At 67.3% G+C, this 26093-nt stretch carries 20 protein-coding genes and 1 other RNA gene; 9 read left to right on the forward strand and 12 right to left on the reverse strand.

All coding sequences use genetic code 11. The features are described 5' to 3' along the window. Window positions 1-151 precede the first annotated feature (151 nt). On the forward strand, window positions 152-1714 hold the full coding sequence (locus tag EO170_RS06700; protein ID WP_126943518.1) for a phospholipase D family protein: 1563 nt from the start codon (window positions 152-154) through the stop codon (window positions 1712-1714). Between the two features lie 25 nt (window positions 1715-1739). On the opposite strand, the gene EO170_RS06705 is transcribed toward EO170_RS06700, so the two are convergent. The 10 genes from EO170_RS06705 to rlmJ form a co-directional block, all read right to left on the reverse strand. After that, the gene (locus EO170_RS06705) at window positions 1740-2879 is read right to left on the reverse strand and encodes a chemotaxis response regulator protein-glutamate methylesterase (protein WP_164740963.1); all 1140 of its coding nucleotides are present in this window, start codon (window positions 2877-2879) and stop codon (window positions 1740-1742) included. Beyond that, on the reverse strand, window positions 2876-3682 hold the full coding sequence (locus EO170_RS06710) for a protein-glutamate O-methyltransferase CheR (protein ID WP_016904063.1): 807 nt from the start codon (window positions 3680-3682) through the stop codon (window positions 2876-2878). The genes EO170_RS06705 and EO170_RS06710 overlap by 4 nt, the downstream gene beginning before the upstream one ends. A 1-nt stretch (window position 3683) precedes the next feature. Beyond that, window positions 3684-4967 (reverse strand): EAL domain-containing response regulator, encoded by a 1284-nt coding sequence (locus EO170_RS06715; protein ID WP_046343551.1) that lies wholly within the window; start codon window positions 4965-4967, stop codon window positions 3684-3686. A gap of 28 nt (window positions 4968-4995) precedes the next feature. Then, entirely contained in the window at window positions 4996-5523 is a 528-nt protein-coding gene (locus tag EO170_RS06720) for a chemotaxis protein CheW (RefSeq protein ID WP_126943524.1), read from the reverse strand. A gap of 10 nt (window positions 5524-5533) precedes the next feature. Next, complete coding sequence (locus EO170_RS06725; RefSeq protein WP_164740941.1) at window positions 5534-7690, reverse strand: methyl-accepting chemotaxis protein; 2157 nt, start codon at window positions 7688-7690, stop codon at window positions 5534-5536. Window positions 7691-7758: 68 nt separating this feature from the next. Next, window positions 7759-9768 carry a chemotaxis protein CheA gene (locus EO170_RS06735; protein WP_126943530.1) on the reverse strand — a complete coding sequence of 670 codons (2010 nt, stop codon included), beginning with the start codon at window positions 9766-9768 and terminating at the stop codon, window positions 7759-7761. 16 nt (window positions 9769-9784) lie between these two features. Beyond that, window positions 9785-10114, reverse strand: a complete 330-nt coding sequence (locus EO170_RS06740; protein WP_016905011.1) for an STAS domain-containing protein — start codon at window positions 10112-10114, stop codon at window positions 9785-9787. A gap of 505 nt (window positions 10115-10619) precedes the next feature. Further along, window positions 10620-14090 carry a transcription-repair coupling factor gene (mfd, locus tag EO170_RS06745; protein ID WP_126943532.1) on the reverse strand — a complete coding sequence of 1157 codons (3471 nt, stop codon included), beginning with the start codon at window positions 14088-14090 and terminating at the stop codon, window positions 10620-10622. Window positions 14091-14668: 578 nt separating this feature from the next. Next, window positions 14669-15211: a GNAT family N-acetyltransferase gene (locus EO170_RS06755; RefSeq protein WP_039526258.1), complete on the reverse strand. Its 543-nt coding sequence runs from the start codon at window positions 15209-15211 to the stop codon at window positions 14669-14671. A 192-nt stretch (window positions 15212-15403) separates the two neighbouring features. Then, window positions 15404-16312 carry a 23S rRNA (adenine(2030)-N(6))-methyltransferase RlmJ gene (gene rlmJ / locus EO170_RS06760; protein ID WP_119128033.1) on the reverse strand — a complete coding sequence of 303 codons (909 nt, stop codon included), beginning with the start codon at window positions 16310-16312 and terminating at the stop codon, window positions 15404-15406. A 34-nt stretch (window positions 16313-16346) separates the two neighbouring features. Between rlmJ and creB the strand changes: the two genes are divergently transcribed. Both creB and creC read left to right on the forward strand, forming a co-directional pair. After that, entirely contained in the window at window positions 16347-17051 is a 705-nt protein-coding gene (creB, locus tag EO170_RS06765) for a two-component system response regulator CreB (protein ID WP_180707893.1), read from the forward strand. Between the two features lie 48 nt (window positions 17052-17099). Then, a complete protein-coding gene (creC, locus tag EO170_RS06770) occupies window positions 17100-18548 on the forward strand; it encodes a two-component system sensor histidine kinase CreC (protein WP_126943535.1) in 1449 nt (482 codons plus the stop codon). Window positions 18549-18552: 4 nt separating this feature from the next. Here the strand turns inward: creC and EO170_RS06775 are convergent. Next, window positions 18553-18628, reverse strand: a non-coding RNA gene (locus EO170_RS06775) — sX9 sRNA. Between the two features lie 187 nt (window positions 18629-18815). Then, entirely contained in the window at window positions 18816-19628 is an 813-nt protein-coding gene (locus EO170_RS06780) for a C1 family peptidase (RefSeq protein WP_126943538.1), read from the reverse strand. A gap of 436 nt (window positions 19629-20064) precedes the next feature. Here EO170_RS06780 and creD point away from each other — a divergent pair, with 436 nt between their 5' ends. From creD to gltX, 6 genes are all read left to right on the forward strand, one after another. Next, the gene (creD, locus tag EO170_RS06785) at window positions 20065-21384 is read left to right on the forward strand and encodes a cell envelope integrity protein CreD (protein WP_119127892.1); all 1320 of its coding nucleotides are present in this window, start codon (window positions 20065-20067) and stop codon (window positions 21382-21384) included. Window positions 21385-21391: 7 nt separating this feature from the next. Then, the gene (locus EO170_RS06790; protein ID WP_126943541.1) at window positions 21392-21814 is read left to right on the forward strand and encodes a hypothetical protein; all 423 of its coding nucleotides are present in this window, start codon (window positions 21392-21394) and stop codon (window positions 21812-21814) included. 34 nt (window positions 21815-21848) lie between these two features. Further along, entirely contained in the window at window positions 21849-22460 is a 612-nt protein-coding gene (locus EO170_RS06795) for a GNAT family N-acetyltransferase (RefSeq protein WP_164740942.1), read from the forward strand. 46 nt (window positions 22461-22506) lie between these two features. Further along, the gene (locus EO170_RS06800) at window positions 22507-23391 is read left to right on the forward strand and encodes a carbon-nitrogen hydrolase family protein (RefSeq protein WP_104648090.1); all 885 of its coding nucleotides are present in this window, start codon (window positions 22507-22509) and stop codon (window positions 23389-23391) included. A 133-nt stretch (window positions 23392-23524) separates the two neighbouring features. Continuing rightward, a complete protein-coding gene (locus EO170_RS06805; RefSeq protein WP_126943544.1) occupies window positions 23525-24616 on the forward strand; it encodes a DUF3616 domain-containing protein in 1092 nt (363 codons plus the stop codon). Window positions 24617-24683: 67 nt separating this feature from the next. Next, complete coding sequence (gene gltX, locus EO170_RS06810) at window positions 24684-26087, forward strand: glutamate--tRNA ligase (protein WP_026064278.1); 1404 nt, start codon at window positions 24684-24686, stop codon at window positions 26085-26087. The last annotated feature ends 6 nt before the right edge of the window (window positions 26088-26093 follow it).

Consider the following 26093-nt stretch of genomic DNA (forward strand, 5'->3'; position numbering starts at 1 on the left):
GCATCGCATCCGGCGCGGACTGTTGCGACAGTCCGCGCCGGGAAATCCGCTGTTTTTGCGCGTTTGTCGAGCTCGCTTGTGCGCTTGCGTCTGCACATCGACATGCAGGTGCAGCGTCTAGACTGCCGCGCTCTGCAACACGGGGGCGGCAGTGACGAGGCGAAAAATCATCAAATGGGTGGGCATCGGTGCACTGGTGCTCCTGTTGGGCAGCGTGCTGTCGCTGTACGGCTACGGACGCTTTGCCGATCGTCAGCGTGGTGCGGTGAGCCACGCGCTGCCTGCCACCGCGATCGCCACGCCGATCGATCAGGTGGTGGCGCCGCTGCAGCTGGCACATGCCGGTCAGACCGGCATGGTGATCCTGCCCGACAATGTCGATGCGTTCGCGGTGCGTGCGCTCACCGCGCGTGCGGCCGGGCGCAGCCTGGATCTGCAGTACTACATCTGGCATGCCGACTTCACCGGCAACCTGCTGCACAACGAACTGCTGCATGCGGCCGATCGCGGCGTGCGCGTGCGCCTGCTGCTGGACGACATGAACATCCATGGCAGCGATTCGGTGCTGGCGGCGCTGGACAGCCACCCGATGATCGAGATCCGTCTGTTCAATCCCACCCGTGCGCGCGAAGGCACGCTGATGCGCGGGGTGGAGATGGTGCTGCGCATGTTCAGCATCAACCGGCGCATGCACAACAAGGCCTGGATTGCCGATGGCCGGATGGCGGTGGTGGGTGGCCGCAATGTGGGCGATGAATACTTCGATGCGGCGCGCGACACCAATTTCATGGACATGGACGCGGCACTGATGGGGCCGGCCGTGGGCCAGGCCGAGCAGGTCTTCGATGCGTACTGGAACAGCCCCAATGCCCTGCCGCTGGCTGCGCTGGTGACCGCCAAGCCGCAGGCGCTGGATGCGTTGCGCGGCAGCCTGGATGCGGGCCTGGAGTCGGCACGCGCGCATCCGTATGTGCAGCGGCTGCGCCAGTCGCCCAGCGTGCAGGCGTTGACGCAGGGTCAGCGCCAGGTGCATTGGCTGGACCAGGCGCGCATCGTTTCCGACCCGCCGGAAAAGGCCGAGGGCGCACCGCCGCAGGCGGACTGGATGACGCCGGTGTTGATCGGCGAAATGGCGCATGCGCAGCGCGAACTGAAGGTGATCTCGCCGTACTTCGTGCCGGGCGAGGACGGCATGCGCTGGATCGGCGCATTGCGTCGGCGCAATGTGCGCGTGAGCGTGTTGACCAACTCGCTGGCGGCAAACGATGTGGTTGCCGTGCACAGCGGCTATGCCGATTACCGGGTGCCCCTGCTCATGCAAGGCGTGCGCCTGCACGAGCTCAAGCCGATGGGCAAGCCGGACGGCAGCCTGTTCGGCTCCAGCGGGGCCAGCCTGCACACCAAGGCATTCGTGGTGGACGACAGCAGCGGCTTCATCGGCTCGTTCAATCTGGATCCGCGCTCGATGAACCTCAATACCGAGATGGGCCTGCTGTTCAACGACCGCGCAGTGGCCGCGCAGCTGGAGCAGGTCTACAACCGCAAGATCGGCGCGCCGGTGAGCTACCGCGTGACCCTGGAGCAGGGCGCGCTGCGCTGGCACGACGACGCGGCGCAACCGCCCGAGGTATGGTCGCAAGAGCCGGCCGCGAGCGTGTGGCGGCGTGGCGCGGCGGCGGTGATGGGCTGGTTGCCGTTGGAGTCGCAGTTGTAATTGCGCCGTTTGCGCGTGCGGCGCGCTACTGCAGCTGCATCACGATCTCGCGCGCCATCGCACCCAGCGGCAGGATGCGGTCGGCGCCGCCGCGTTTGATCGCTTCCTTGGGCATGCCGAACACGATGCTGGTGTGTTCGTCCTGCGCCACCGTGCGCGCGCCGGCCTGGCGCATTTCCAGCAGCCCGGCGGCGCCGTCGTCGCCCATGCCGGTCATGATGATGCCCAGCGCATTGCTGCCGGCCGCACGCGCGGCCGAGCGGAACAGCACATCCACCGACGGACGGTGCCGGTTGACCGGCGGGCCTTCCATCACTTCGACAAAATATTGCGCGCCACTGCGGCGCAGCAGCAGATGCTTGCCGCCGGGCGCGATCAGCGCGCGCCCCGGCATCACCCGGTCGTTGTTGGCGGCCTCTTTCACTGCGATCTGGCACAAGCCATTCAGGCGCGCGGCGAAGGCGGCGGTAAATTTCTCCGGCATGTGCTGCACGATCACGATGCCGGGGCAGACGCGCGGCAAGGCGGTCAGCACTTCTTCCAGCGCCTGGGTACCGCCGGTGGAGGTGCCGATGGCGACGATGCGCTCGGTGGTCTGCGCCAGCGCGCGCCCGCTTTGCGCCGGCAGGATCACATCGGCGGTGTGCTTGACCTCCGCTTCCAGCGGCGCTGCGGCAACCCGCGCGGCCAGCCGTTTGACGTTGGCGCGTGCGGCGCTGCGCACGGTATTGACCAGTTCGTCGGCCGAGTCGGTGAGGAACTGCTTGAGCCCCAGGCGCGGTTTGGTCACCACGGCCACCGCACCGGCGGCCAGGGCATCCATGGTGACGCGTGCGCCTTTTTCGGTGAGCGTGGAACAGATCACCACCGGGGTGGGGCGTTCGCTCATGATCTTGCGCAGGAAGGTGATGCCGTCCATGCGCGGCATTTCCACATCCAGCACGATCACGTCCGGCCATTGCTTGCGCATCTTCTCGATCGCCAGCAGCGGGTCGGCCGCGGTGGCGATGACCTCGATGTCGGGCGCGTCGTTGAGCACGCCCACCAGCACCTGGCGCACCACCGCCGAGTCGTCGACGACCATGGCCTTGATGGCATCGGTGCGGGCAATGGGGCTGGCGGCAGGGCGGTTGAAGGCGGTCGACACGGCGGATCCTTGGCTCAGGCCTTGCGGAAGATCGAGGGTGCCACCTGGACCAGATCGATGTCGAGTTCGCTCAGGCTTTCCGAATGACCGATGCAGAAATATCCGCCCGACTTGAGGTTGGACAGCACGCGCAGGATGACCTCGCGCTTGGTCTGGCCATTGAAATAGATCATCACATTGCGCAGGAAGATCGCATCGAAGCTGCCCAGCATCGGCAGGGCCGTGTTGAGGTTGGCATGCACGAACTTGACCCGGTCGCGCAGGCGGCGCTCCACCAGCAAGGTGCCGTCGTACTCGCCCTGACCACGCAGGCAATAGCGCTTGAGATACGCCTGCGGAATGCCGTCGATACGTTGCAGGGCGTAGTGCCCGGTGCGCGCCTTGGCCAGCACGCGGGTACTGATGTCGCTGCCAACCACTTCGAACGGCCGCCCCTGCAAGGCGTCGTCCAGCACCATCGCCATGCTGTAGGCCTCTTCGCCGCTGGAGCTGGCCGCGCTCCAGCAGCGGAACGGCAGGCCGCCGCGATGTTCGCCGGCCAGCTTGCGCAGCAACTCGAAGTGCTTGGGCTCGCGGAAGAAGTAGGTCTCGTTGGTGGTCAGCAGATCGATCGCGGTCTGGATCTCAGCGCGGTCCTGGCGGCTTTCCAGCAATTGCAGGTACTGCGTGTAATTGCTGAACTGGTGTTCGCGCAGGCGCTTGCCCAGGCGGCCGCACAACATGGCCTTCTTGCCCGAGGAAATGCTGATGCCGGCCGCTTCGAAGATGAAGCGCTGGAAGCGGCCGAATTCCTGTTCGGTGATGGCGGTGGCCGTGCTCATGTCAGGCGACATCCGCATCGCTGGGCAGTGCGTTGCCGCACAGGCGGGCGATGCGCACGGCGTGTTCGCGCCACCATTCCGACAGCATCGGCCCGGGCATCGGCGAGCCCATCAGGTAGCCTTGCGCCAGGTCGCAGCCCAGCTCGCGCAGCAGGCGCCAGTCGTCCGGGGTTTCCACCCCTTCGGCCACGGCGGTGAGATCGAGCCGGTGCGCCAGTTCCAGCGTGGATTCGAGCACGGTGCGCTGGCTGCGGCTGCGATGGGCGGCATGCACGAAGCTGCGATCGAGCTTGAGTTCGGTGAAGGGAATGCTGGCCAGGCGCTGCAGCGAGGAAAACCCCGTGCCGTAGTCGTCGATCGACAGGCCGAAGCCATGCAGGCGCAGGCGCGCCAGCATGCTCAGGGCATTGGCTGGCTCGACGATGGCGCTTTCGGTGAGTTCCAGCACCAGATCGGCAGGGCTCAGGCCGTTGTCGCCCAGCTTGCCGCATAGCTGTTCGAGAAAGCCCTGCTCGCTGAGCAGGTTGGGCGACAGGTTCAAGGCCAGGCTCAGCTCGAAGCCTTCTGCGCGCCAGTCCACCAGTTGCGCAACTGCCAGGTCGATCACCTGCTGGGTCAAGGCATGGATCAGGCCTTCGCGTTCGGCCAGCGGAATGAAGCGCTCCGGCCCAATCATGTCGCCTTGCGGGCGGCGCCAGCGCGCGAGTGCTTCCACACCGCGCAGGCGACCATCCCTGAGATCGAGCTTGGGTTGGTAGGCCACGCGGATTTCGCCGCGGCGCATGGCCCGGTCCAGCCGCGATGCCGCCGCGCCACCGCTGGACATCAGCGGCGATATCGCCGGCTGTGCAAACGCAGGCGCGTTCGTGGCCAGCCCCGGTTCGCACTCCAGCACATTGGCCAGGTCCTGCAGATGCATCGGCTTTTCGATGCCGCCGAGCACGCGCACCCCGGCGCTGCGGCTGAGCTGCATCACCGCATCGATCAAGGCGCCGCCGCGCTGCGAGACCACCACCACCGGCACGCTGTACTTGCCGCGTGCCAGCGCATCGAGCAGCTGCACGCCGTCCATGCCCGGCATTTCCAGATCGATCAGCAGCAGCGATGGTGAAATCGCACTGCCGAGCCAGGCCAGCGCGGCGTGGCCGTCGACCGCGCCATCGACCGCGACGGCGCCGAGCTGGCGGCACAGCGCCATCGCGTGTTCGCGCTGGACCACGCTGTCGTCGACGACCAACACGGGGCCGTCCAGCGCGCAGCTGCAGGAGAGAAGGGTGGGGCGCATGGGAGTCCTTGCGTGCATGCTGGACATGTCAGGCTGCCAGCTCGGCGACAGGCAGCTGGGCGAGTGCGTCGTTGCCCAGCACCGCGTCGGCGTCGAGCAGGATCACGAAGCGCTCGCCGATCCTGGCCATCGCATGGATGCAGTCGCGTGCGATGCCGGCGCCAAAACTGGGGGCGCCGGCGATGGCGTCGGGCGCGATCTCCAGCACTTCGCTCACCGCGTCCACCAGCAGGCCGAGCACCTGATGCGTCTGGCCATGGGCGATCTCCACGATCACGATGCAACTGCGCTTGGTGATCGCGCTGGCGTCGCGGCCGAAGCGTTGCTGCAGATCCACCACTGGCACCACCGCGCCGCGCAGGTTGATCACGCCACGCAGGGCCGGCGGCATCATCGGCACATCGGTGGGCGCGCGGTATTCGATGATTTCCTTGATGCCGAGGATGCCCAGGCCGAACATCTCCGTGCCCAGCAGAAAGGTCAGGTATTGCTGCGGAGCCGTCGATGACGGCGCAACGGTGCGTGTGGTGGTGATGGCTGCGCTGTGCGGTTGCATCGTCGTTTCCTCAGAAGCTGGCGAACTGCGATTCGTCGATCGCATCGGCGGTGGTCGCCACCGCGCTGATCTGGCGCACGTTGCTGCGACGCGGCGGTGCGCTGACCGCGCTGCTGCTGCCATGCGTTGCGATCCGGCGCGGGCCAGGCTTGCTGCTGGTCGACGCCGCCGCACGCGAGCCGTTGCCGAGCCGGAAGAAGCCCATCAACTGCTGCAGCTGTTCGGCCTGCGCGCTCATTTCCTCCGAGGTCGCGGCCAGCTCTTCGGCATTGGCCGCGGCCGACTGCGTGGTCTGGTTCAACTGGCCGACGGCGGTGTTGATCTGGCTGACGCCGGCGGTCTGTTCTTCGGAAGCCGCGGCGATTTCCTGCACCAGGTCGGAGGTGCGGCGGATCGAGGGCACCATCTCGCCGAGCACGCGGCCGGCGCTTTCGGCCAGGTCCACGCTGGAGCCGGCCACCTCGCCGATCTCCTGCGCGGCGATCTGGCTGCGCTCGGCCAGCTTGCGCACTTCCGCCGCCACCACCGCAAAGCCCTTGCCATGTTCGCCGGCACGCGCGGCCTCGATGGCGGCATTGAGCGCCAGCAGGTTGGTCTGGTAGGCGATGTCGTCGATGATGCCGATCTTCCTGGCGATGTCCTTCATCGCCACCACGGTGGCGCGCACGGTGTCGCCGCCATCGGCCGCCTCGCTGGCCGCCTTGGCAGCCATGCTGTCGGTGACGCGCGCGTTCTCGGTGTTCTGCGCGATGGAGGCGGTCATCTGTTCCAGCGAAGCGCTGGTCTCTTCCACCCCGGCCGCCTGTTCGCTGGCGGCCTGCGCCAGCGCCTGTGCGGTGGCACTGACCTGTTCGGAGGCGCTGGCCAGGTTCTCGGCGTTGCGGTTGACCTCATCGACGATCTCGGTCAGCCGGCTCATGGTGGTGTTGACGTAGCGCTGCATGTCGGCGAAGGCGCCTTCGTAGCGGCCTTCCACGGTATGGGTGAGGTCACCGTCGGCCATCGCGCCCATCACCTGGATCACCTCGGAAATGCTGCGCAGGTTGCCGCGCGCACGCTCCACGGTGTCGTTGATGAAGGCCTTCTTGCCCGGCAGCTGCGCCAGCGGTGCCTCGAAGTTGCCGCGGCCGAATTCGGCCACCACGCCCATCGCCAGCTTCTTGACCGCGATATGCGCGCCCACCATCTGGTTGATGCCGGTGGCCATGCTGCGGAAATCGCCGTCGAAACCGCTGCTGTCGATGACCACATCGATATCGCCGGCTTCGTGTTCGGCAGACATGTGGTTGATCTCGCGGATCAGGCCGGTGAGGTTGCCGCGCACCTGTTCCAGGGTCTCGTTGATGAAGCGCTTCTTGCCCGGCAGCAACGGCAGCTGCGCGGTGAAGTTGCCGCGGCCGAACTCGGCCACGCAGGCGATGGCCTGTTTCTTGACCGCAATGTGGCTGGCCACCATTGCATTGATGCCTTCGGCCATGCGGCGGAAATCGCCGGTAAAACGTTGCGTGTCGATGACCACGTCGATATCGCCGGCGTCGTGCTCGGTTGCCATGCGGTTGACCTCGGCGACCATGCCGGTGAGGTTGCCGCGGATCTGCTCGACGATCTCGTTGATGAGGGCCTTCTTGCCCGGCAGGCGTTCCAGCTCGGCGGAGAAGTTGCCGCGGCCGAACTCGGCCACGCATGCCATGAGCTGCTTCTCGACCGCGATATGGTTGGCGACCAGGCGGTTGATGCCTTCGCCGGTGGTGCGGAAATCGCCATCGAAGCGTGCCAGGTCGATGCGCGCGTCGATCTCGCCGGCGTCGTGGTCCTGCCAGACGCGGTTGATCTCCTGGTTGACCTGGGCGATGGTGCTCTGCACCTTGCGCAGCGCACGCAGCACCTCGCAGGCCTGCTCGTCGCGCAGCTGCGGCAGGGCGACGGCGAAGTTGCCACGCGCGAATGCATCCAGCGTGGTGGTGGCAAGCTCCAGCGAGCCGGTCGCGATGCGGATCGCATGGAGCAGCAACGCACCGCTGACGAGTGCGGCCAGGACGCTGGCGGCGAGCAGGGCGCCGTGCGACAGCGTCAGCGCAAAGCCGGCGACCACCACCACGACAGGCAAGGCAAGGGCGAGGGCGGCGGTGAACCACAACTGCGTGGCGATCGGGAGACGGTGTGACATGGCGGCAGCTTCCTGGGGTCAGGGAACAACGAACGAGGCGGTGATGTGGGGAGTGCTTGTGTGGTGACTCAGGCCGCCAGGGCGTCCTGGTTTGGATGCAATTGCTGGAGCAGGCTGGGTACGTCGAGAATCAGCGCGACATCGCCGCTGCCCAGGATGCTCGAACCGCTGATGCCCTTGACCTGTGCGAAGACCCTGGACAACGGCTTGATCACGGTCTGCCATTCGCCCAGCAAGGTGTCCACGACCAGCCCGAAACGCTGCGCGCCCTGGCGGATCACCACGATGCTCTCGCGCGCAGGCGTCCTGCCGCCGAGCGCGAACAGTGCGCGCAGGCGTACATACGGCAGCACGCTGCCACGCAGGTCGATGTAGTCGCTGCTGTAGTCGGGCGTGAATTCCACGCATTCCTCCACCACGTCCAGCGGCACCACGAACACCGATTTACCGACGCCGACCTGGAAGCCGTTGATGATGGCCAGCGTCAGCGGCAGCCGCACCGATATGGTGGTGCCCAGGCCTGCGGTGCTGTCGATCTCCACGGTGCCGCGCAGCGCGGTGATGTTGCGCTTGACCACGTCCATGCCCACGCCGCGGCCGGACAGGTTGGTGACCTTTTCGGCGGTGGAAAAGCCCGGCTCGAAGATCATCGCGAACACCTCGCGGTCGCTGAGCTGGCGGCCCGGCTCGATCAGGCCGCGTTCCAGCGCCTTGGCCAGGATGCGGTCGCGATTCAGGCCGCCACCGTCGTCGGTGATCTGGATGACGATGCTGCCGGAGTCGTGATAGGCATTCAGGCCCACGGTGCCGCGTGCGGGCTTGCCGCGTGCCACGCGCACCTCCGCCGGTTCGATGCCGTGATCCATGGCGTTGCGCACCAGATGGGTGAGCGGGTCGCCGATCTTTTCCACCACCGACTTGTCCAGTTCGGTGTCTTCGCCGGCCACGACCAACGCGATGTCCTTGCCGAGTTCGCGCGCCACGTCGTGCACCACGCGCTGGAAGCGGCTGAAGGTGCCGCCGATCTTGACCATGCGCAGTTGCAGGGCGCTTTCGCGCACCTCTTCCACCAGGCCGGCCAGGATCGAGGCCGATTCCAGCAACTGTGCATCGCCGGTGCGCTGCGCGTTGGCATTGGTGCCGGCCACCGCGATGATGAGTTCGCCCACCAGGTCGATCATGCGATCGAGCTTGTCGGCGTCCACGCGGATCGAGCGCGCGTCGGCGTTGCGTGCGCCGGTGTCCTGCTGCGGGCGTGCCGACGCTGCGGCCGGCACGCCCGCCAGCACGCCGCTAACCGGCGCGGCCGCAGCCATGACCGGCTCGTCTGCAAGCACGGCGCTGGCGTCCATCGGTGCCGGTACCGAGATGATCTCCAGGTCGCAGTCCTCGCGTACGAACTCGAACACGTCCTCGATCGCGGCACGGTCGGCATCGCTGCGCAGCAGGATCCGGAAGCCCAGGTAATTGGCTTCCGGATCCAGCGCTTCGAAGCTCGGCAGCCCGCTGACATCGGTATTGATCGACTCGACCGAGCCCAGCCCGCGCAGGTTGCGAATCAGCTTGAGCGGCGAGTTGCCGTAGCGCAGCGCATCGGCGAACAATTTCAGCGTGATGCGCCAGTAACCGCTCTGTTTCTCCGGGGTGTTGTGCTGGACGGCCGTGGCAGTGACACCGCAGGCGCTGACCTGCAGGTAGGTCTGCAGTTGCGCCAGCAGGGGCTCGGCCTCTGCAGTCAGGGCGTCGGCATCGGCGTGTGCCGGATCGGCCGCGGTTTCCACCAGGGCGTGGATGTGGTCGCAGCACACCAGCAGCAGCGCGATCAGTTCCGAGCTCAGCGTCAGTGCATCGTCGCGCACCAGGTCCAGCACGCTTTCCACGACGTGGGTGAAACCGACCAGCTGCGGCAGATCGAACAATCCACCCGAGCCCTTGATGGTGTGCGCCGCACGGAAGATCGCATTGACCGCATCCGGCGAGGATTCGCCACGCTCGGCTTCGAGCAGGTGACGTTCCATGTCTTCGAGCAGGTCCCGGCTTTCGGCCAGGAAGGTCTGCATCAGCTGGTTCATGTCCATGCGTGTCGCCGGTCCCTTAGTGAATGCGTTCGCCGATACCCGCAACCGCATGCGGGTACAAGGCTTCGAGCAGGCCGAGCAGTTCGATCACATCGACCACCGCGCGGCTGGAGTCGGTCAGCGAAAACGGCCGGCCGTCGGCCTGGATCGCCTGCTTGGTCGCCAGCAGCAACTGCAGGCCGGTGGTGTCGATCTCGCTGACCGCGCCCAGGTCCAGGTGCAACCCGCCCGGATGCAGCAAGGCCGGCTGCAGCAGCGGCTTGAGTTCGGCAGCGCGACGGATGGTCATCTCGCCTTCCAGGGCGAGCGTCAGCGGCGCGGGTAGATCGGACAGTGGCGTGTTCATGGATGCCTCAAGCGATGCGGTGGCGCACGGATGCGTGCCTGACGCGGAAAAGGTCGCTCCGGCGCGGGGTCGCATGGGCAGCTCTGCACACGGCGATCACGTCGGTCCATGCAGGTATCGGCGCGCGGCAGGAATATTTAGGCCAAATTCACCGCGGTGACGGATTTGCGAAATCCATCACTTCCCGCGTATTAACCGCTCAGCTTTGTCGCAAGCAGACTCAGGAAGCCGGTGTCCCGGACAGTCGTGCAGGACACCGCGCTACCTTTCAGCCGACTTCTTCACTCGCTGCGTCGGGTGCATGTGCGTGACCGCAGCGGGGAACACGCATGAAACAGGCAACATGGGACCGCGCCGGCATCGTCTGCGGCGTTGGGCGTTAGTGAAAATGCCGCATCGGCTTGGATTCGCAGCGGCCCCCGCCTGCGACGCGCTCGACGCGTCCTTGCGTCCTGCACGGTCCAGCACGCTGCGTAAAGCAGGCGCAACCGCCCGGCGCGCGTTTCTACCTGGGTGCGAGCATCGTCAGCAGGCCGCGTGCGGCGTTGAAACGGTCCGCGCCTTCCGGCAGCGGCAGCTTGATGCGCAGTTTGTCCGGGCCGTCCATGGTGTAGATCTTGGGCTGCTTCTGGATCATCTGGATCACCGCGACCGGGTCGATCGCCGGTTTTGCCTCGAAGACCAGCCGGCCACCGTTCTCGCCCAGGTCCAGCTTGCGCACACCCAGCGCATTGGCCTGCAGCTTGAGCTCGGCAATCGCGAACAGGTGCTTGACCGGGTCCGGCAGCAGGCCGAAGCGGTCGATCATCTCCACCTGCAATTCGCGCAGCGCATCGGCATCGCGTGCGCTGGAGATGCGCTTATACAGCGTCAGGCGCGTGTGCACGTCGGGCAGGTAATCCTCGGGAATCAGCGCGGCCACATGCAGCTCGACCTCGGCGCCGCGGACCTCCTCGCCGGCATCCAGATCCGGCAGCTTGCCCTGGCGGATGCTGCGCACCGCGCGTTCCAGCAGCTCGGTGTACAGGCTGAAACCGACCTCGGCCATCTGCCCGCTCTGGTCCTCGCCCAGCAGCTCGCCGGCGCCGCGGATTTCCAGATCGTGCGTGGCCAGGGTGAAGCCGGCGCCGAGCTCGTCCATGGAGGCGATCGCTTCCAGGCGTTTGGCCGCATCGGAGGTCATCGAGCGCCGGTCCGGCACCACCAGGTACGCGTAGGCGCGGTGATGCGAGCGGCCGACGCGGCCGCGCAGCTGGTGCAGCTGGGCCAGGCCGAAGCGGTCGGCGCGGTTGATGATGATGGTGTTGGCGTTGGGAATGTCGATGCCCGACTCGATGATCGTGGTCGACAGCAACACGTTGAAGCGCTGCTTCTGGAAATCCAGCATCACCCGCTCCAGCTCGCGCTCGGGCATCTGCCCGTGGGCGATGCCGATGCGCGCTTCCGGCACCAGTTCGGACAGCTCGCGCTGCATGCGCACGATGCTTTCCACATCGTTGTGCAGGAAGTACAGCTGCCCGCCGCGACTGAGCTCGCGCTGGAAGGCCTCGCGCAGCAGCGCGTTGTCCCATGCAGTGATGAAGGTCTGCACCGCCAGCCGGTTCGGCGGCGGGGTAGCGATGATCGACAGGTCGCGCAACCCGGCCATGGCCATGTTGAGCGTGCGCGGGATGGGGGTTGCGGTGAGCGTGAGCAGATGCACGTTGGCGCGCATCGCCTTGAGTGCTTCCTTCTGCCGCACGCCGAAGCGTTGCTCTTCGTCGACCACGACCAGGCCCAGGTCCTTGAACTTGACGTCCGGCTGCAGCAGCCGGTGCGTGCCGATGATCACGTCGATCTCGCCGCTGGCCACCTTCTCCAGCTCGGCCTTGATTTCCTTGGTGCTCTTGAAGCGCGACAGCACTTCCACCTTCATCGGGTAGTCGGCGAAGCGGTCGCGGAAATTGCGGTAATGCTGCTCGGCCAGCAAGGTGGTCGGCACCAGCACGGCAACCTGCTTGCCGGCGCTGGCGGCGGCGAAGGCGGCGCGCACCGCGACCTCGGTCTTGCCGAAGCCGACATCGCCGCAGACCACGCGGTCCATCGGCTGGCTGCTGCCCAGGTCGCGCAGCGTCGCATCGATGGCGGCCAGCTGGTCGCCGGTTTCCTCGAACGGAAAGCCGGCCGCGAACGGCTCGTACATCGCCCGGTCCACCTGCAAGGCCAGCCCGGCGCGGGCACGCCGGCGCGCCTGGATCTCCAGCAATTCGGCCGCCACGTCGCGGACCTTTTCGGCCGCCTTGCGCTTTGCCTTGGTCCACTGCTCGCCGCCCAGCGAATGCAGCGGCGCGGTCTCGGCCGAGGCGCCGGAATAGCGGCTGATCAGATGCAGCTGCGCCACCGGCACGTACAGGCGGTCGCCCTTGGCGTATTCGATTTCCAGGAACTCGCCGGGCATGCCACCGGCATCGAGCACGATCAGCCCGCGGTAGCGGCCCACACCGTGGTCTTCGTGCACGATCGGCGCGCCTTCGGACAGCTCGCCCAGGTCGCGGATGATCGCTTCCGGTTCGCGCCCGACCCGGCGGCTGCGCCGCGGCTGGTTGGCGCGCTCGGGAAACAGCTGGCGCTCGGTCAGCACCGCAATCTGCGGGGTGTCCAGCGCAAAGCCGTCTTCCAGCGGCGCCACGGTGATACCGAAGCGCAGCTTGGTGGCAGCCAGGAAGGCGGGCAGGTCGGCAACGACCTCCGGCTTCAGCTGCGCGGCGGCCAGCACTTCCATCAAGGCCTCGCGCCGGCCGGCGGTATCGGCGGCCACCAGCACGCGGCCGGGGTAATGGCCCAGGAACGAGGACAGCGCCTGGCCGGCCGGCGCGTCCTTTGCCGCCACCGGCAGCGGCGGCAAGGGCTGGTCGCCCAGGGCGGCGGCCTCGTCGATGCGCGGATGATCGCTGGCCCAGACTTCGATGCGCGCCAGCTTGTTGAGCCGCTCGCGCAAGGCGTCCGGCGATTGATACAGCTCGTCCGGCGTCAGCAGCGGGCGTTCCACGTCGTGGCGGCGCTGTTCGTAGCGGTCCTGTGCCTGCGCCCAGAACGTGTCGGCCGCATTGGAGACACCGGTGGCGACCAGCGGCAACACGCGCTTGTCCAGATAATCGAACAAGGTGGCGGTCTTGCTGAAGAACATCGGCAGGTAGTACTCGACGCCCGACGGCGCCAGACCCGATTTCAGGTCCTGGTACAGCGCGCTGCGCCGGGTGTCCACGTCGAAACGCTCGCGCAGGCAGGCCAGCACGCGCTCCACGCTGGCATCGTCCATCGGCACTTCGCGGCCGGGCAGCAGCTTGACGGCCTCGACCTTGTCCAGCGAGCGCTGCGATTCCGGGTCGAAGGCACGGATGGAGTCGATATCCTCGTCCAGCAACTCGATCCGCAACGGCGTGGCTTCGCCCATCGGAAATACGTCGAGCAAGCCGCCGCGCACCGCGAAATCGCCCGGGTCCATCACCTGCGGCACGTTACGGTAGCCGGCGCTTTCCAGCCGGCGTTTTTCCGCATCCAGATCCAGCCGCTGGCCGACCTTCAGATCGAAACTGCCGCCGACGATATAGCTCAGCGGTGCCAGCTGCTGCATCAGCGTCTGCACCGGCACGATCACCACCCCACGGGTCAGCGCGGGCAGCCGATGCAGCGCCGCCAGGCGCTGGCTGATGATTTCCGGGTGCGGGCTGAACTGGTCGTAGGGCAGGGTTTCCCAATCGGGAAACGGCACCACCGGCAGCGTCGCATGCTCGCCGAGCAAGGCATGCAGATCCGCCTCGATCTGATGCGCACTCTGGTTGTCGCGGGCGATCACCAGCAGCGGGCCGGCATGCGCCTCGGCGGCGCGTGCGATCGACCATGCCAGCGCAGTCGGCGAAGACGGAGCGCGCCAATAGGCGCGGAGCTGGCCTGACTTGGGCAGCGGCGGAGAGGGGAAGGTGGTTGGCGACGGCATCAGCCGGCAATTTTATCAGAGCACCCACCGCGGCCGGTCCATCCGGCGTGAAAGCCGGCGTCGGGCTACCTGCGCCGCCTTGGTCGGATGTGCGGCGCTCTCGCCATCTACATACCGACCATCCCGACAGATCAACAATCAAAGCCCGGTGAGTCGGGGTGCGGCGCCCTCACTGCTCGCGGGACACGCCATGAATCCATCCTTGGAGGCTCGGTGGCGGCATCCATGCCGCCACACGGTCCCGCAATCGGTGACGACACCGCCCCAGACAGTTGGTCGGTTGTTTGAAAAGCTGGTCCGCTGCACTGGCTTTCTTGCGAAAACGAGCGGACGCGTTCTTGCCTGACACCGTGCTGCTCGCACTATGCGGACCGACCATCCAGGTCCTTGCCCGCTCACCGTCGCGGGACCTTACGCGGCATGGATGCCGCGTAAGAGCCTACACGGACGTACTTGCGGCGTGTCCTGCGATGGTGGGCGGGCAAGGGCCCTGCAGCCAAGCGACAGATCAACAACCAAAGCCAGGTGAGTCAAGGGCGCGGCGGCCCTCCCAATCCCCAATCCCGAATCCCAGCCCCTCAGGCATCCAGCTCGAGAACCATCCGCACCAACTCCGGCGACTCCGGATGCGGCTGTGGCTTGAAGCCAAGCGACTCGGCCAGCTGCAGCATCGGTACATTGCTTTGCAGCACGTCGCCGAACAGGCAATCCAGGTATTTGCGCCGTGCCCACTTGACCAGCTTGCGCATCAGCTGCCGTCCCAGCCCCTGGCCGGCGACGAAGCTGCTGACCAGGATGGTGTACTCGGCCTGGCGGGTGCCCGGCACCAGCGCCGCGCGCGCCACCGCACCTACCAGGGCTTCGCCCGGGGGCAGCTGTTCTGCGGCCACCAGCACGATTTCGCTCTTGGGGTTGGGATGGGTCAGGCGCTGCACCATCTCCGGGGTGATTTCGGCGGAGGAACGCACGAAGCGCGCGCGGATTTCCTCCGGCCCCAACAGGCTGAAAGCACCCTGCAGCGGCGGACCGTCCTCGGGACGGATCGGACGGAGCAGGAGTGTGCGGCCATTGGGCAGACTGAAGTTTTCATGCCAGGGAGGCATGCGATTGCGAATGGCCATGACCGGTGTTCCTTAAAGATCGGAAGATTCTGGCACCCGCCCAGCGCACAACCGTGAATGAATCCGGTGCGCCGCTGGGGGCCGTCAGGGGGTGGCAGTGCTTCCCTCATCACTGTACCGAGCGATACCGTGATCCAGTCGTGAGTATGCAGCCGCGTTTACCAGCGCGAGGAGGCGTCTGGCGCCGGCGAATCAGGCGTCCTGGCGCAGCCACTCCAGCCGGGTCGAAGCACCGGCCTCGCCGAGATGCTGCTTCAGCACCGGCAGCGCGGGCGCCAGCATCTGGTCGAACTGCCACGGCGCATTGACGATCAACAGCCCGCTGCCGGTCAGGCGCAGCGGCGAGTCGTCCGGGCGCACCTGCAGCTCGGCCACCAGCACCGACTTGGCCGGCAGCGTGGCAGCCTTGCGCATGAAGGGCTGCAGGCTGCGGCGCAGCTTGATCGGGTACCACACCATGCAGATCGCCTGCGGCCAGCGCGCCAGGGTCTCGCGCACGCTGTGGATGACCTGCGGGTACTCGGCATCCTGCGATTCGTACGGCGGGTCGATCAGCACCAGCCCGCGGCCGATCCTGGTCTCGCCCGCGCGTGGCGGCACGAAGGCACGAATCGCCTCGTAGCCATCGCCGGCATGCACGCGCACGCGGCTGTCCCTGGCGAACAGGCGCTTGAGCGCCTCGGCCTCTTCCGGCTGCAATTCGCAGAACGCCATGCGGTCCTGCTCGCGCAGTGCCTGCGCCGCCAGCAGCGGCGAGCCGGGGTAGTGGTTGATCTGGATGCCGGCGGTGGCGCGCGCCGGCTTCTGGCCGGGCGTGGCCGGGCGGGCGATGGTCTGGTTGTCGGCCTGCACCGCGCGCAGATAGCGCTCCACCACCTCGGGCAGGGTCGACTCGGCCATCAGCCGCATCACCCCGGCATCGGCCTCGTTGGTCTTGCGGCTCTCTTCGCCGCCGAGCTGGTAGCGCCCGCGTCCGGCGTGGGTATCGAGCACGAAGAACGGGGTGTCCTTGCGCTTGAGGGTGTCGATCAGCGCCAGCAAGGCGATGTGCTTGAGCACGTCGGCATGGTTGCCGGCATGGAAGGCGTGGCGATAGTTCATCGCGGCAGTGTACGGGCCGCGCCAGCATGCGGCTATGCTGCGCGCCATGTCCGAGTCCCCCGCCCGCGTGCTCGTCGTCGAAGACGAAGCCGCCATTGCCGATACCGTGCTGTACGCGCTGCGCAGCGAAGGCTATGCGCCCGAGCACTGCCTGCTGGGCCGCGACGCGTTGGCGCGGCTGCGTGCCGACCCGGCCGATGTGGTGGTGCTGGACGTGGGCCTGCCGGACATCAACGGCTTCGAGGTGTGCCGCACGCTGCGCGGTTTCAGCGATGTGCCGGTGATCTTCCTGACCGCGCGCAATGACGAGATCGACCGCGTGCTCGGCCTGGAACTGGGCGCCGACGACTACATGGCCAAGCCGTTCTCCCCGCGCGAGCTGGTGGCGCGGGTGCGCGCACGGCTGCGTCGTCGCAACCAGGCCGCCGTGGTGGAGCCGGGCTGGCAGCCGCATGGCGCGTTTGCGATCGATCGGGAGGGCAGCCGCATCCGCTACGGCGATGCGCTGCTGCCGCTGACCCGCTACGAGTACGCGCTGCTGTCGGCGCTGTTGCAGCGCCCCGGCGCGATCCTGAGCCGCGCGCAGCTGATGGACCGCGGCTGGGACGCCAGCGCCGACAGCGCCGACCGCACCGTCGATACCCACATCAAGACGCTGCGCGGCAAGCTGCGCCAGGCCGGCGTGCCGGCCGACCCGATCCGCACCCATCGTGGCCTCGGCTACGCGCTGGAGCTGTAGCCATGGGCAAGTGCAGGCGTGGCGTTGTTCTCCGGGCCGGGGCCTGAGATGCGGCTCGGTCTCAAGCTGTTCCTGGGCTTCTTTCTGATCGTCGGGCTGGCCGCGTTCTTCGTGATGCGGGTGTTCGTCAACGAGGTCAAGCCGGGCGTGCGCCAGGCGATGGAATCCACGCTGGTGGACGCGGCCAACGTACTGGCGGAAATGGCCAGCGGCGAGCTGGCTGCCGGCAGCATCGCCAGCGGCAGTTTTGCGCGCAACGTGGCGCAGGCGCAGCGGCGCGACCCCAAGGCCTGGGTGTGGCGGTTCCGCAAGAACGATGTGGCCTACCGCGTCACCGTGACCGACGCGCGCGGGGTGGTGGTATTCGATTCGCTGGGCCGTGACGTGGGCCGCGACAATTCGCGCTGGAACGATGTCTATCGCACCTTGCGCGGCGAGTACGGCGCGCGTTCCAGCCCCGAGGTCGATGGCGACCCGACCGCCACGGTGATGCATGTGGCCGCACCGATCTATGCGCCGAATGACCCGGGCAAGTTGATCGGCGTGCTGACGCTGGCGCAGCCCAATCGCAGCATCGACCCGTTCATCGAGGCCAGCCAGCGCAACATCCTGCAGCGCGGGGCCTGGCTGATCGGCATTTCTGCGCTGATCGGCATCGGGATGACCTGGTGGCTGATGCGCGGCATCGGCCGGCTCAATCGCTACGCGCAGGCGGTGAGCGCGGGCCTTCCGGTGCCACCGCCAAAACCGCGCGGCGATGAAATCGGCGACCTGGGCCAGGCGCTGGAACGCATGCGGCGCAAGCTCGAAGGCAAGGCCTACGTGGAGCAGTACGTGCAGTCGCTGACGCACGAGATGAAGAGCCCGCTGGCGGCGATCCGCGGGGCGTCCGAACTGTTGAGCGAGCCACTGCCGGAAGCCGATCGCCAGCACTTCGTCGCCAGCATCCGCGCCCAGGAGCTGCGCCTGACCGAAACCATCGACAAGCTGCTGGCGCTGGCCGAGGTGGAGCAGCACGGCTGGTTGCAGACGCGCGAGCGCGTCGCGGTGGCCGGCCTGCTGCAGGCGGCAATGGACGCCGTGTTGCCGCGCGCGGCAGCGGCCGGCGTGCGGCTGGACAGCGATGCCGGCTCCGACACGGCGCGCGGGCAGTATGTGCTGGGCGATGGGTTCCTGCTGCGCCAGGCGCTGATCAACCTGCTGGAAAACGCCATCGCGTTTTCACCGCAGGGCAGCACCATCCAGTTGCGAGCACAGGTGCAGCAAAAGCAGGTGCATCTGGTGGTGGAGGACCGCGGCAGCGGCGTGCCGGACTACGCACTGGAACGGGTGTTCGAGCGGTTCTATTCGCTGGCCCGCCCGCAGACCGGACAACGCAGCTCCGGCCTCGGCCTGCCGTTCGTGCGCGAAGTCGCGCGCCTGCACGGCGGCGAGGCGACACTGGACAATCGGGACGGTGGCGGTGCGATCGCGACGCTGCGCCTGCCCATCGGCTAAGCGCGGCTGACAAACCGTAGCGAGCAGTCGTCAGGTGGGTGCGGACGGCGCGGAGCAACCGGAGTGGACCAGTGGTACGCGAAGATTCCGCGCGCCGTCCGCGCCCGCCCGGCGGCTACGCAGTAGGCAGCTCTGGACCGCATTGCATGCCAGATGTGCACAGGCCGGAGCCAATGGCGCCCGCATCGCGGTGCACTGAAGCGGCATGCGCCAGGGCACATGCCGCCTCCGTGTCGGCCGCGCATCACGGTGCGCAGCCGCTGTGTGCTAGTGCACCACGTCGGCCACCATGACGTCCTTGGCGACCACCGACCAGGACAGCTTGCCAAAGCCCTTGTTGCCCCATTCGGTGCCCCAGCTGTTTTCGACGATCAGCCCGTCGCTGTCGTACCCCAGCGCGACCACCGCGTGCCCGCCCAGGATCGGCGTCTTGATGTCGTAGTCGACCTGGTTCTTCGGCGTGAGGTCTTCAAACCCCTGGCGGACATAGAAGCCGATGACCACCGGCGTGGACGAGGCCAGCGCGAGTTTGATCTGTTCGATCAGGGCCCGCCCGCCATTGCCGTCGCCCGAGTACAGCACGGTGTACTTGCGGTACGGCGTGGGGTTCTTGGTAGCGTTGGCGCGGTCGGCTGCGGTGGGCGGATTCTTCCAGTTGTAGTTGCCCCACGAGTAATGCTGCTCGGTATCGATGCCCTGCGCCAGCGCGACGTCCAGCGGCGCTTCCAGCGTGGAGCCCTCATCGACGCCGTTGTTGACCTGGCTGTAGAGATACATCGGGGCGAAGCGGGTTTGCGCCTGCTTGCTGGCGTTGGCGTACCAACCGGTCAGGGTGTGGGCGGTTGCCCATGACGCACATGATCCCACCTGGCCCTGGTCGCCTGGCGCGATGGCCCAGGCAGTCAGGTCCACCGTGGCGGGCAGGGGTCTGGCGGCGCTGGCAATGCCGAACAAGGGCGTGACCGGCTGCATCAATGACGAGGGTTTCAGACCCATCCCGTGCATTGCCGCCTGTGCGGCGGCGGAGGACAGGCTCAGGGCAGCGAGCAGGCAGAGGCTGAGTGAACGTTGCTTGTTCATGGAAGGCAAACTCCAGGCGAAAGAGGAATGCAGTGGTGCGCACTTCTGGAACCACGGCCGGCAGGCGGGCATACGCGTGCGACACCGCCGATGCGGCGCGCAAGTTGAAGGAGGACGCGGCGAAACGACGGCACTGGAACGCCGTGATCAATACAGACTCGAAAAAAAGCGATGGCCCCGTGATGCGCAACTGCACGCGCATCGTTGCGCCTGGCGGCCAGGCACGCGCCGGTGATGCGAAACCTTGGCGATGCAACGGAAGCACGTCCTGGGCCTTGGTTGCAGTTTTGCAGGGCGAACACTGCATTTCCTAACTGGGTCACAGTGCCGGTCGCCGATCCTGCCGATCGCCCACTTCACATTCGCTTCAAATTCGCCTCAAACCCCCGACACCGGCGCATCGCACCCTGGCCACCTCCCCGAATGAGGATGGTCGATGAAATCCCTGAAACTGTTGTTGCGCTTCGCCACCATTGGTGGATTGATCCTGTTGCTGCTGATTCCGTTGCTGTTGATCCGCGGCACCGTGCAGGACCGTGCGCGTTACCGCGACGAGGCGGTGGAGCGGGTGGCGCAGAGCAAGGCCGGCGAGCAGCAGTTCATCGCGCCGGTGCGGGTGCTGCCGTTTACCGAGGATGTGCAGGTCACCGAGCCCGACGAGCAGGGCAATCCGCGCAAGGTCTGGCGCAAGCGCGACGGCCAGTTGCTGCAGACCCCGCGCACGCTCAGCCTGAGCGGCGAGTTGACCCCGTCCGAGCGCAGGATCGGCCTGTTCCGCGTGCAGGTGTATGCGTGGAAGGCCAGGCTCAAGGCCGAGTTCGAGCCGTTCGCCTATCCGGCCGTGGACGGTCGTCGCTATGGCCAGCCGCATCTGGCGGTGGGTATTTCCGATGTGCGTGGCCTGGTCGGTACGCCGAGCCTGCGCGTGGACGGGCGCACACTGCCGCTGGAGAGTGGGGCAGGCGGCCTGGCGGCGCGCTCGGCCGGTATCCACGCCGATCTGCAGCCGCTGGGCGATGCGCTGGCCGGCACACTGGGCGAGGGCAATCTGGTGGAGATGTCCTTCGTGCTGGACGGCACCCGCAGCCTGGCGATCGCGCCGATTGCCGACAACAACGACATCGCGCTGCGCTCGGCCTGGCCGCATCCGCTGTTCGGCGGGCGCTTCCTGCCGAATGCGCCGACCATCGGTGCGCGTGGTTTCGATGCGAGCTGGTCGTTGTCCTCGCTGGCCACCGGTGCGCAGACCCAGCTGCAGTCCAGCCAGTCATCGCTGGATACGCTGCAAGTGCAGCTGGTCGACCCGGTGGACGTGTACACCCAGGCCGACCGGGCCAGCAAGTACGGCATCCTGTTCGTGGTGCTGACCTTCGTGGCGTTCGTGTTGTTCGAGCTGATCAAGCGTCTGCCGATCCATCCCCTGCAGTACCTGCTGGTGGGTCTGGCGCTGGCGATCTTCTTCCTGCTGCTGCTGAGCCTTTCCGAGCACATCGCGTTCTGGCAGGCGTACCTGGTGTCGGCCGCGGCGTGTATCGGCCTGCAGTTCTTCTACCTGTCCGGGGTGTTGCGCAGCTGGGCGCGCGCAGCCGGGTTCTCGGTGCTGCTCACTGCGTTGTACGGGGTGCTCTACAGCCTGTTGATCTCCGAAGACAACGCGCTGCTGATGGGATCGCTGCTGCTGTTCGGCATCCTGGCCAGCATCATGTGGGTGACCCGCAAGCTCGATTGGTACGAGCTTGGCAACAGCCTGCGCTGAGGCCGGCATGTTCGCTCACGCACGGCTGCACCGGCGGGCGCAGCGCTTGCTGCCCGCCGGGATCGACACGGTGGCGCTGCTTCCCGCAGCGCTGCCGCAGGCCTGGGAAGCTTCGCCGTTGTCGGCCTTGCCCTTGCACCGCGACGGACGCCGCGGGGTGATCGGCCTGCGCCTGCATCCAGGCACCGCGCAGGCACTGCGCCTGGATGGTAGCGGGTTCCTGCAGGCGGCACAGCGGCAGGACGTGCCGGCAGACAGCGCGCGACAGCGCTGCTACGGGCCATGGCAGCGGTTGAGCAACGGCAGCTACTGGGCGCGCAGCACCGATACACTGCGCGGCGTGCTGCTGGCCAGCGAGGAGGCGGCGGTGTGGTTGTTGTGGCAGCAGCCGGTGGCCCCGGCCGCGGTCAACGGCCGCTGGCTGCGCTGACCCCGGCAGCGCCGCGGCGCCAGGCTGGCTTACCATGGCCGGCATGAGCGGCTCCTCCCTGATCGTCGAAACGGTGCGCGGCACGCAGGTGCTGCCGCATCTGGCTGCGGTGGCGCAGCTGCGCATCGCGGTGTTCCGCGCCTGGCCGTACCTGTATGACGGCGATGCCGCTTACGAGCGCGGCTACCTGGCCGCGTATGCGGCCTCGCCGGACAGCGTGTTCGTGCTGGCACGCGATGGCGATGCGGTGATCGGCGCCTCCACCGGGCTGCCGCTGCTCGACGACAGCGACGCCTTCCATGCGCCGTTCCGCGCGGCCGGCATCGATCCGGCCAGCGTGTTCTATTTCGGTGAATCGGTGCTGCTGCCGGCGTATCGCGGCCAGGGGATCGGTCACGCCTTCTTCGACCGGCGCGAGGCGCATGCGCGTGCACTGGGGCGCTTCGCGCTCACTGCGTTCTGCTCGGTGGAACGTGCGCAAGACGATCCGCGCAAACCTGCCGACTACCGACCCAACGATGTGTTCTGGCGCAAGCGCGGCTATGCACCGCAACCGGACATGCGCGTGCAGCTGGCGTGGGCGGAGTTGCAACACGGCGAGATCGACCACAGTCTGCGGGTGTGGACGCGGGCATTGCCGCCGTGACCGATTCGCTTCCTACGTCATCGATCCATCGCAACCAGGCCGCCAGATGAAAATTGCCGTCGCCAAATACCCGATCGGCAAACCCGCCGACTTCGCCGCCTTTGCCGCACGCCAGTCCGCGCTGGTGGGCGAGGCGGCCGCCGCCGGCGCGCGCCTGCTGGTGCTGCCGGAATACCTGTCGCTGGAGCTGGGCGCGACCTTCGGTACGCAGATTTCTGCCGGCTTGCCCGAGTCGCTGGCGGCGATCCAGGCGCTGCGTGCGCCGTGGCTGGAGCTGTTTGCCGGCCTGGCGCGCCGGCATCAGCTGCATCTGGTTGCCGGCAGCTTCCTGCTGGATCTGGGGCAGGGCCGTTACCGCAATCGCAGCGACTGGTTCACGCCCGACGGCCGGCACGGCTGGCAGGACAAGCTGCAGCTGACCGGCTTCGAAAAGGCCACCGGGCTGATCGAGCCGGGCGAAGCGGTGAAGGTGTTCGAGCTGGATGGCGTGCGTGCAGCGATCGCGATCTGCTACGACAGCGAGTTCCCGCTGCCGGTGCGCGCGCAGTACGAGGCCGGCGCGCGGCTGCTGATCGTGCCCAGCTGCACCGACACCGCCGCCGGCGCGATGCGGGTGCGCGTCGGCTGCCTGGCGCGCGCGCTGGAAAACCGCGTATTCGTCGCGCAATCGGTCACGGCCGGGCAAGCGCCGTGGAGCCCGGCGCTGGACGTCAATACCGGCGAAGCGGCGGTGTTCGCCCCGATGGATGTCGGCTTCCCGGCCGATGGCGTGCTGGCGCAGACCCAGGGCAGTACCGTGTGGGCGTATGCGGAGCTGGATTTTGCCGCCTTCGAGGCCAGCCGCGCGCAGGCCCAGGTCGCCAACGACCGCGATTGGGTCGGTCAATCGGGCGCTCACCTCGCGCGTGCCACGCTGGCGTCCTTCGACTGACGCGCGCGGCCATCCAGCCACTGCGGCGTGCATCGCCGCGCGAGCGCCGCCGTTGCCCGTGACCGGCTCGCGTACGCTTCGAGCGTTCTGCGCTGTTCCCTGATTCGTCACCCGCACCGCCCACCAGGTTCCCATGGCCAAGAAAACCCTGATTTCACACAGCGTCCGTCTCGAGTTCGCGCCCGGCGCGCTGGTGCACAGCAATCTGTCCGGCGCGGCGTTTACCGACGACTGGCTGTGGGTGGCCGGCGACGAAGCCTGCGCGGTGGATCGCCTGCGCAGGCTCGAGCCGGTGCAGCGCGAGACGCTGCGCTTCGGCCAGGGGCAGAGCTTTGCGCTGGCCCAGCTGCTGGACCTGCCGGGCGAGGCGGCCGAGGAGGCGGATCTGGAAGGCATGGCGCTGTCGGACGGCTACCTGTGGGTGGTCGGCTCGCATGGGCTCAAGCGCAAGAACGCCAAGCGCAATCGCGACGATGCCGACAACGCCAAACGCCTGACCAAGCTCAAGCTCGACGCCAACCGCCGCCTGCTGGCCTGCCTGCCGATCGAGCGCGATGCCGACGGCACCCCGCGCCTGGTGCGCCAAGCCGCCGATGGCCGTCGCGCGCTGCGGCTCAAGGGCGATGCCAAACACAACCAACTCACCGAGCTGCTGGCCGACGATCCGCATGTTGGCCCGTTCATGAAGATTCCCGGCAAGGACAACGGCTTCGACATCGAAGGCATCGTGGTGGACGGCGAGCGCCTGCTGCTGGGCCTGCGCGGGCCGGTGCTGCGCGGCTGGTCGGCGCTGCTGGAGATCCGCGTCCAGGCGCATGGCGACCACCTGCGGCTGGCGCCGCTGGACGAGGACGGCACACTGCTGCGCAAGCACTTCCTGCAATTGGGCGGGCTGGGCATCCGCGACCTGCACTATTCCGGCGACGACCTGTACCTGCTGGCCGGCCCGACCATGGTGTTGAATGGCGAAATCCGCCTGTTCAAATGGCCGGACGCACGTACCGTGCTGGCCGCCAACCAGGCACCGGTGCGCTTTCAGCACGAGTTGCTGGAATCGGCGGTGTTGCCGCACGGCACCGACAGCGACCGCGCCGAGGCGATCTGCAATCTTCCCGGGCACCTGGCCGGCGACACGCCCAGCTGGCTGGTGCTGTACGACGCGCCCGGCCCGGCGCGCAGCGGCGGCGATGACGTGGTCTACGGCGACCTGTTGCGCAACCGCTGAGCCGCGTGCGGGCAGGTCCGTGCTGGTCAAGGTAAAATCGGCCGATCCCCGTTTCGCCGAGCGCTCCATGACCTGCCGCACCCGCTTTGCCCCCAGCCCCACCGGTTACCTGCACATCGGCGGCGCCCGCACCGCGCTGTATTGCTGGCTGGAGGCGCGCCGTCGCGGCGGGCAGTTCGTGCTGCGCATCGAAGACACCGACCGTGAGCGCAGCACCCAGGCCGCGATCGACGCCATCCTGGAGGCGATGGACTGGCTGGGCCTGGACTATGACGAAGGCCCGATCTACCAGACCCAGCGCGTGGCCCGCTACCAGGAGGTGGCCGAGCAACTGCTGGCGCAGGGCAAGGCCTATTACGCCTACGAAACCCGCGAAGAACTCGACGCCATGCGCGAGGCCGCCATGGCCCGGCAGGAAAAGCCGCGCTACAACGGCGCCGCCCGCGAGCAGAACCTGCCGTATCGCGACGACCCCAACCGGGTCATCCGCTTCAAGAACCCGGTCGGCGGCACGGTGGTGTTCGACGACCTGATCAAGGGCGTCATCGAGATTGCCAACAGCGAGCTCGACGACATGGTGATCTTCCGCCCGGACGGCTTCCCCACCTACAACTTCGCGGTGGTGGTGGACGACTGGGACATGGGCATCACCGAGGTGATCCGCGGCGATGACCACATCAACAACACCCCGCGCCAGATCAACATCTATGAGGCGCTGGGGGCGCCTGTTCCCAAGTTCGCGCACATGCCGATGATCCTGGACGAGCAGGGCGCCAAGCTGTCCAAGCGCACCGGCGCGGCCGACGTGATGCAGTACAAGGACGCCGGCTACCTGCCGCATGCGCTGATCAACTACCTGGCACGTCTGGGTTGGTCGCACGGCGACCAGGAGTTGTTCAGTCGCCAGGAATTGCTCGACCTGTTCGACGTCAAGGACGTCAATTCCAAGGCCGCGCGCCTGGACATGGCCAAGCTGGGCTGGGTCAACCAGCATTACCTCAAGACCGACGACCCGGCCAGCATCGCCCCGCAGCTGGAATACCAGCTCGCCCGGCTCGGCATCGATGTGGCCGCCGGCCCGGCCGCCGCCGACGTGGTGGTGGCACTGCGCGAGCGCGTGCAGACCTTGAAGGACATGGCCGAAAAAGCCGTGGTCTGGTACCAGCCGCTGGAAACCTACGACGAGGCGGCGGTGATGAAGCACCTCAAGCTGGGCGCAGAAGTGCCGCTGGGCAAGGCGCGCGAACTGCTGGCGGCACAGAGCGAATGGAGCGTGGAGACCGTCTCGGCCGCGCTGCACGACGCGGCCGCCGCGCTGGAGCTGGGCATGGGCAAGGTGGCCCAGCCGCTGCGCGTGGCCATCACCGGCACCCAGGTCAGCCCGGACATTTCGCAGACCGTGTACCTGGCCGGACGCGAAGGCGCCTTGAAACGCATCGATGCCGCACTCATCAAGATAGGGGCGGGCTGACCGCCG

The sequence above is a fragment of the Xanthomonas sp. BRIP62409 genome (assembly GCF_003992965.1).
Lineage (GTDB): Bacteria > Pseudomonadota > Gammaproteobacteria > Xanthomonadales > Xanthomonadaceae > Xanthomonas > Xanthomonas euroxanthea.

Coding starts and splice junctions, on each gene's coding strand:
- gltX (WP_026064278.1), top strand. CDS start 24,684: ATGACCTGCCGCACCCGCTTTGCCCCCAGCCCCACCGGTTACCTGCAC.
- EO170_RS06710 (WP_016904063.1), bottom strand. CDS start 3,682: ATGAGCACGGCCACCGCCATCACCGAACAGGAATTCGGCCGCTTCCAG.
- creC (WP_126943535.1), top strand. CDS start 17,100: ATGCGGCTCGGTCTCAAGCTGTTCCTGGGCTTCTTTCTGATCGTCGGG.
- EO170_RS06800 (WP_104648090.1), top strand. CDS start 22,507: ATGAAAATTGCCGTCGCCAAATACCCGATCGGCAAACCCGCCGACTTC.
- rlmJ (WP_119128033.1), bottom strand. CDS start 16,312: ATGAACTATCGCCACGCCTTCCATGCCGGCAACCATGCCGACGTGCTC.
- EO170_RS06805 (WP_126943544.1), top strand. CDS start 23,525: ATGGCCAAGAAAACCCTGATTTCACACAGCGTCCGTCTCGAGTTCGCG.
- EO170_RS06720 (WP_126943524.1), bottom strand. CDS start 5,523: ATGCAACCGCACAGCGCAGCCATCACCACCACACGCACCGTTGCGCCG.
- creB (WP_180707893.1), top strand. CDS start 16,347: ATGCTGCGCGCCATGTCCGAGTCCCCCGCCCGCGTGCTCGTCGTCGAA.
- EO170_RS06740 (WP_016905011.1), bottom strand. CDS start 10,114: ATGAACACGCCACTGTCCGATCTACCCGCGCCGCTGACGCTCGCCCTG.
- EO170_RS06795 (WP_164740942.1), top strand. CDS start 21,849: ATGGCCGGCATGAGCGGCTCCTCCCTGATCGTCGAAACGGTGCGCGGC.
- EO170_RS06735 (WP_126943530.1), bottom strand. CDS start 9,768: ATGGACATGAACCAGCTGATGCAGACCTTCCTGGCCGAAAGCCGGGAC.
- EO170_RS06755 (WP_039526258.1), bottom strand. CDS start 15,211: ATGGCCATTCGCAATCGCATGCCTCCCTGGCATGAAAACTTCAGTCTG.
- EO170_RS06790 (WP_126943541.1), top strand. CDS start 21,392: ATGTTCGCTCACGCACGGCTGCACCGGCGGGCGCAGCGCTTGCTGCCC.
- EO170_RS06780 (WP_126943538.1), bottom strand. CDS start 19,628: ATGAACAAGCAACGTTCACTCAGCCTCTGCCTGCTCGCTGCCCTGAGC.
- EO170_RS06715 (WP_046343551.1), bottom strand. CDS start 4,967: ATGCGCCCCACCCTTCTCTCCTGCAGCTGCGCGCTGGACGGCCCCGTG.
- creD (WP_119127892.1), top strand. CDS start 20,065: ATGAAATCCCTGAAACTGTTGTTGCGCTTCGCCACCATTGGTGGATTG.
- EO170_RS06725 (WP_164740941.1), bottom strand. CDS start 7,690: ATGTCACACCGTCTCCCGATCGCCACGCAGTTGTGGTTCACCGCCGCC.
- mfd (WP_126943532.1), bottom strand. CDS start 14,090: ATGCCGTCGCCAACCACCTTCCCCTCTCCGCCGCTGCCCAAGTCAGGC.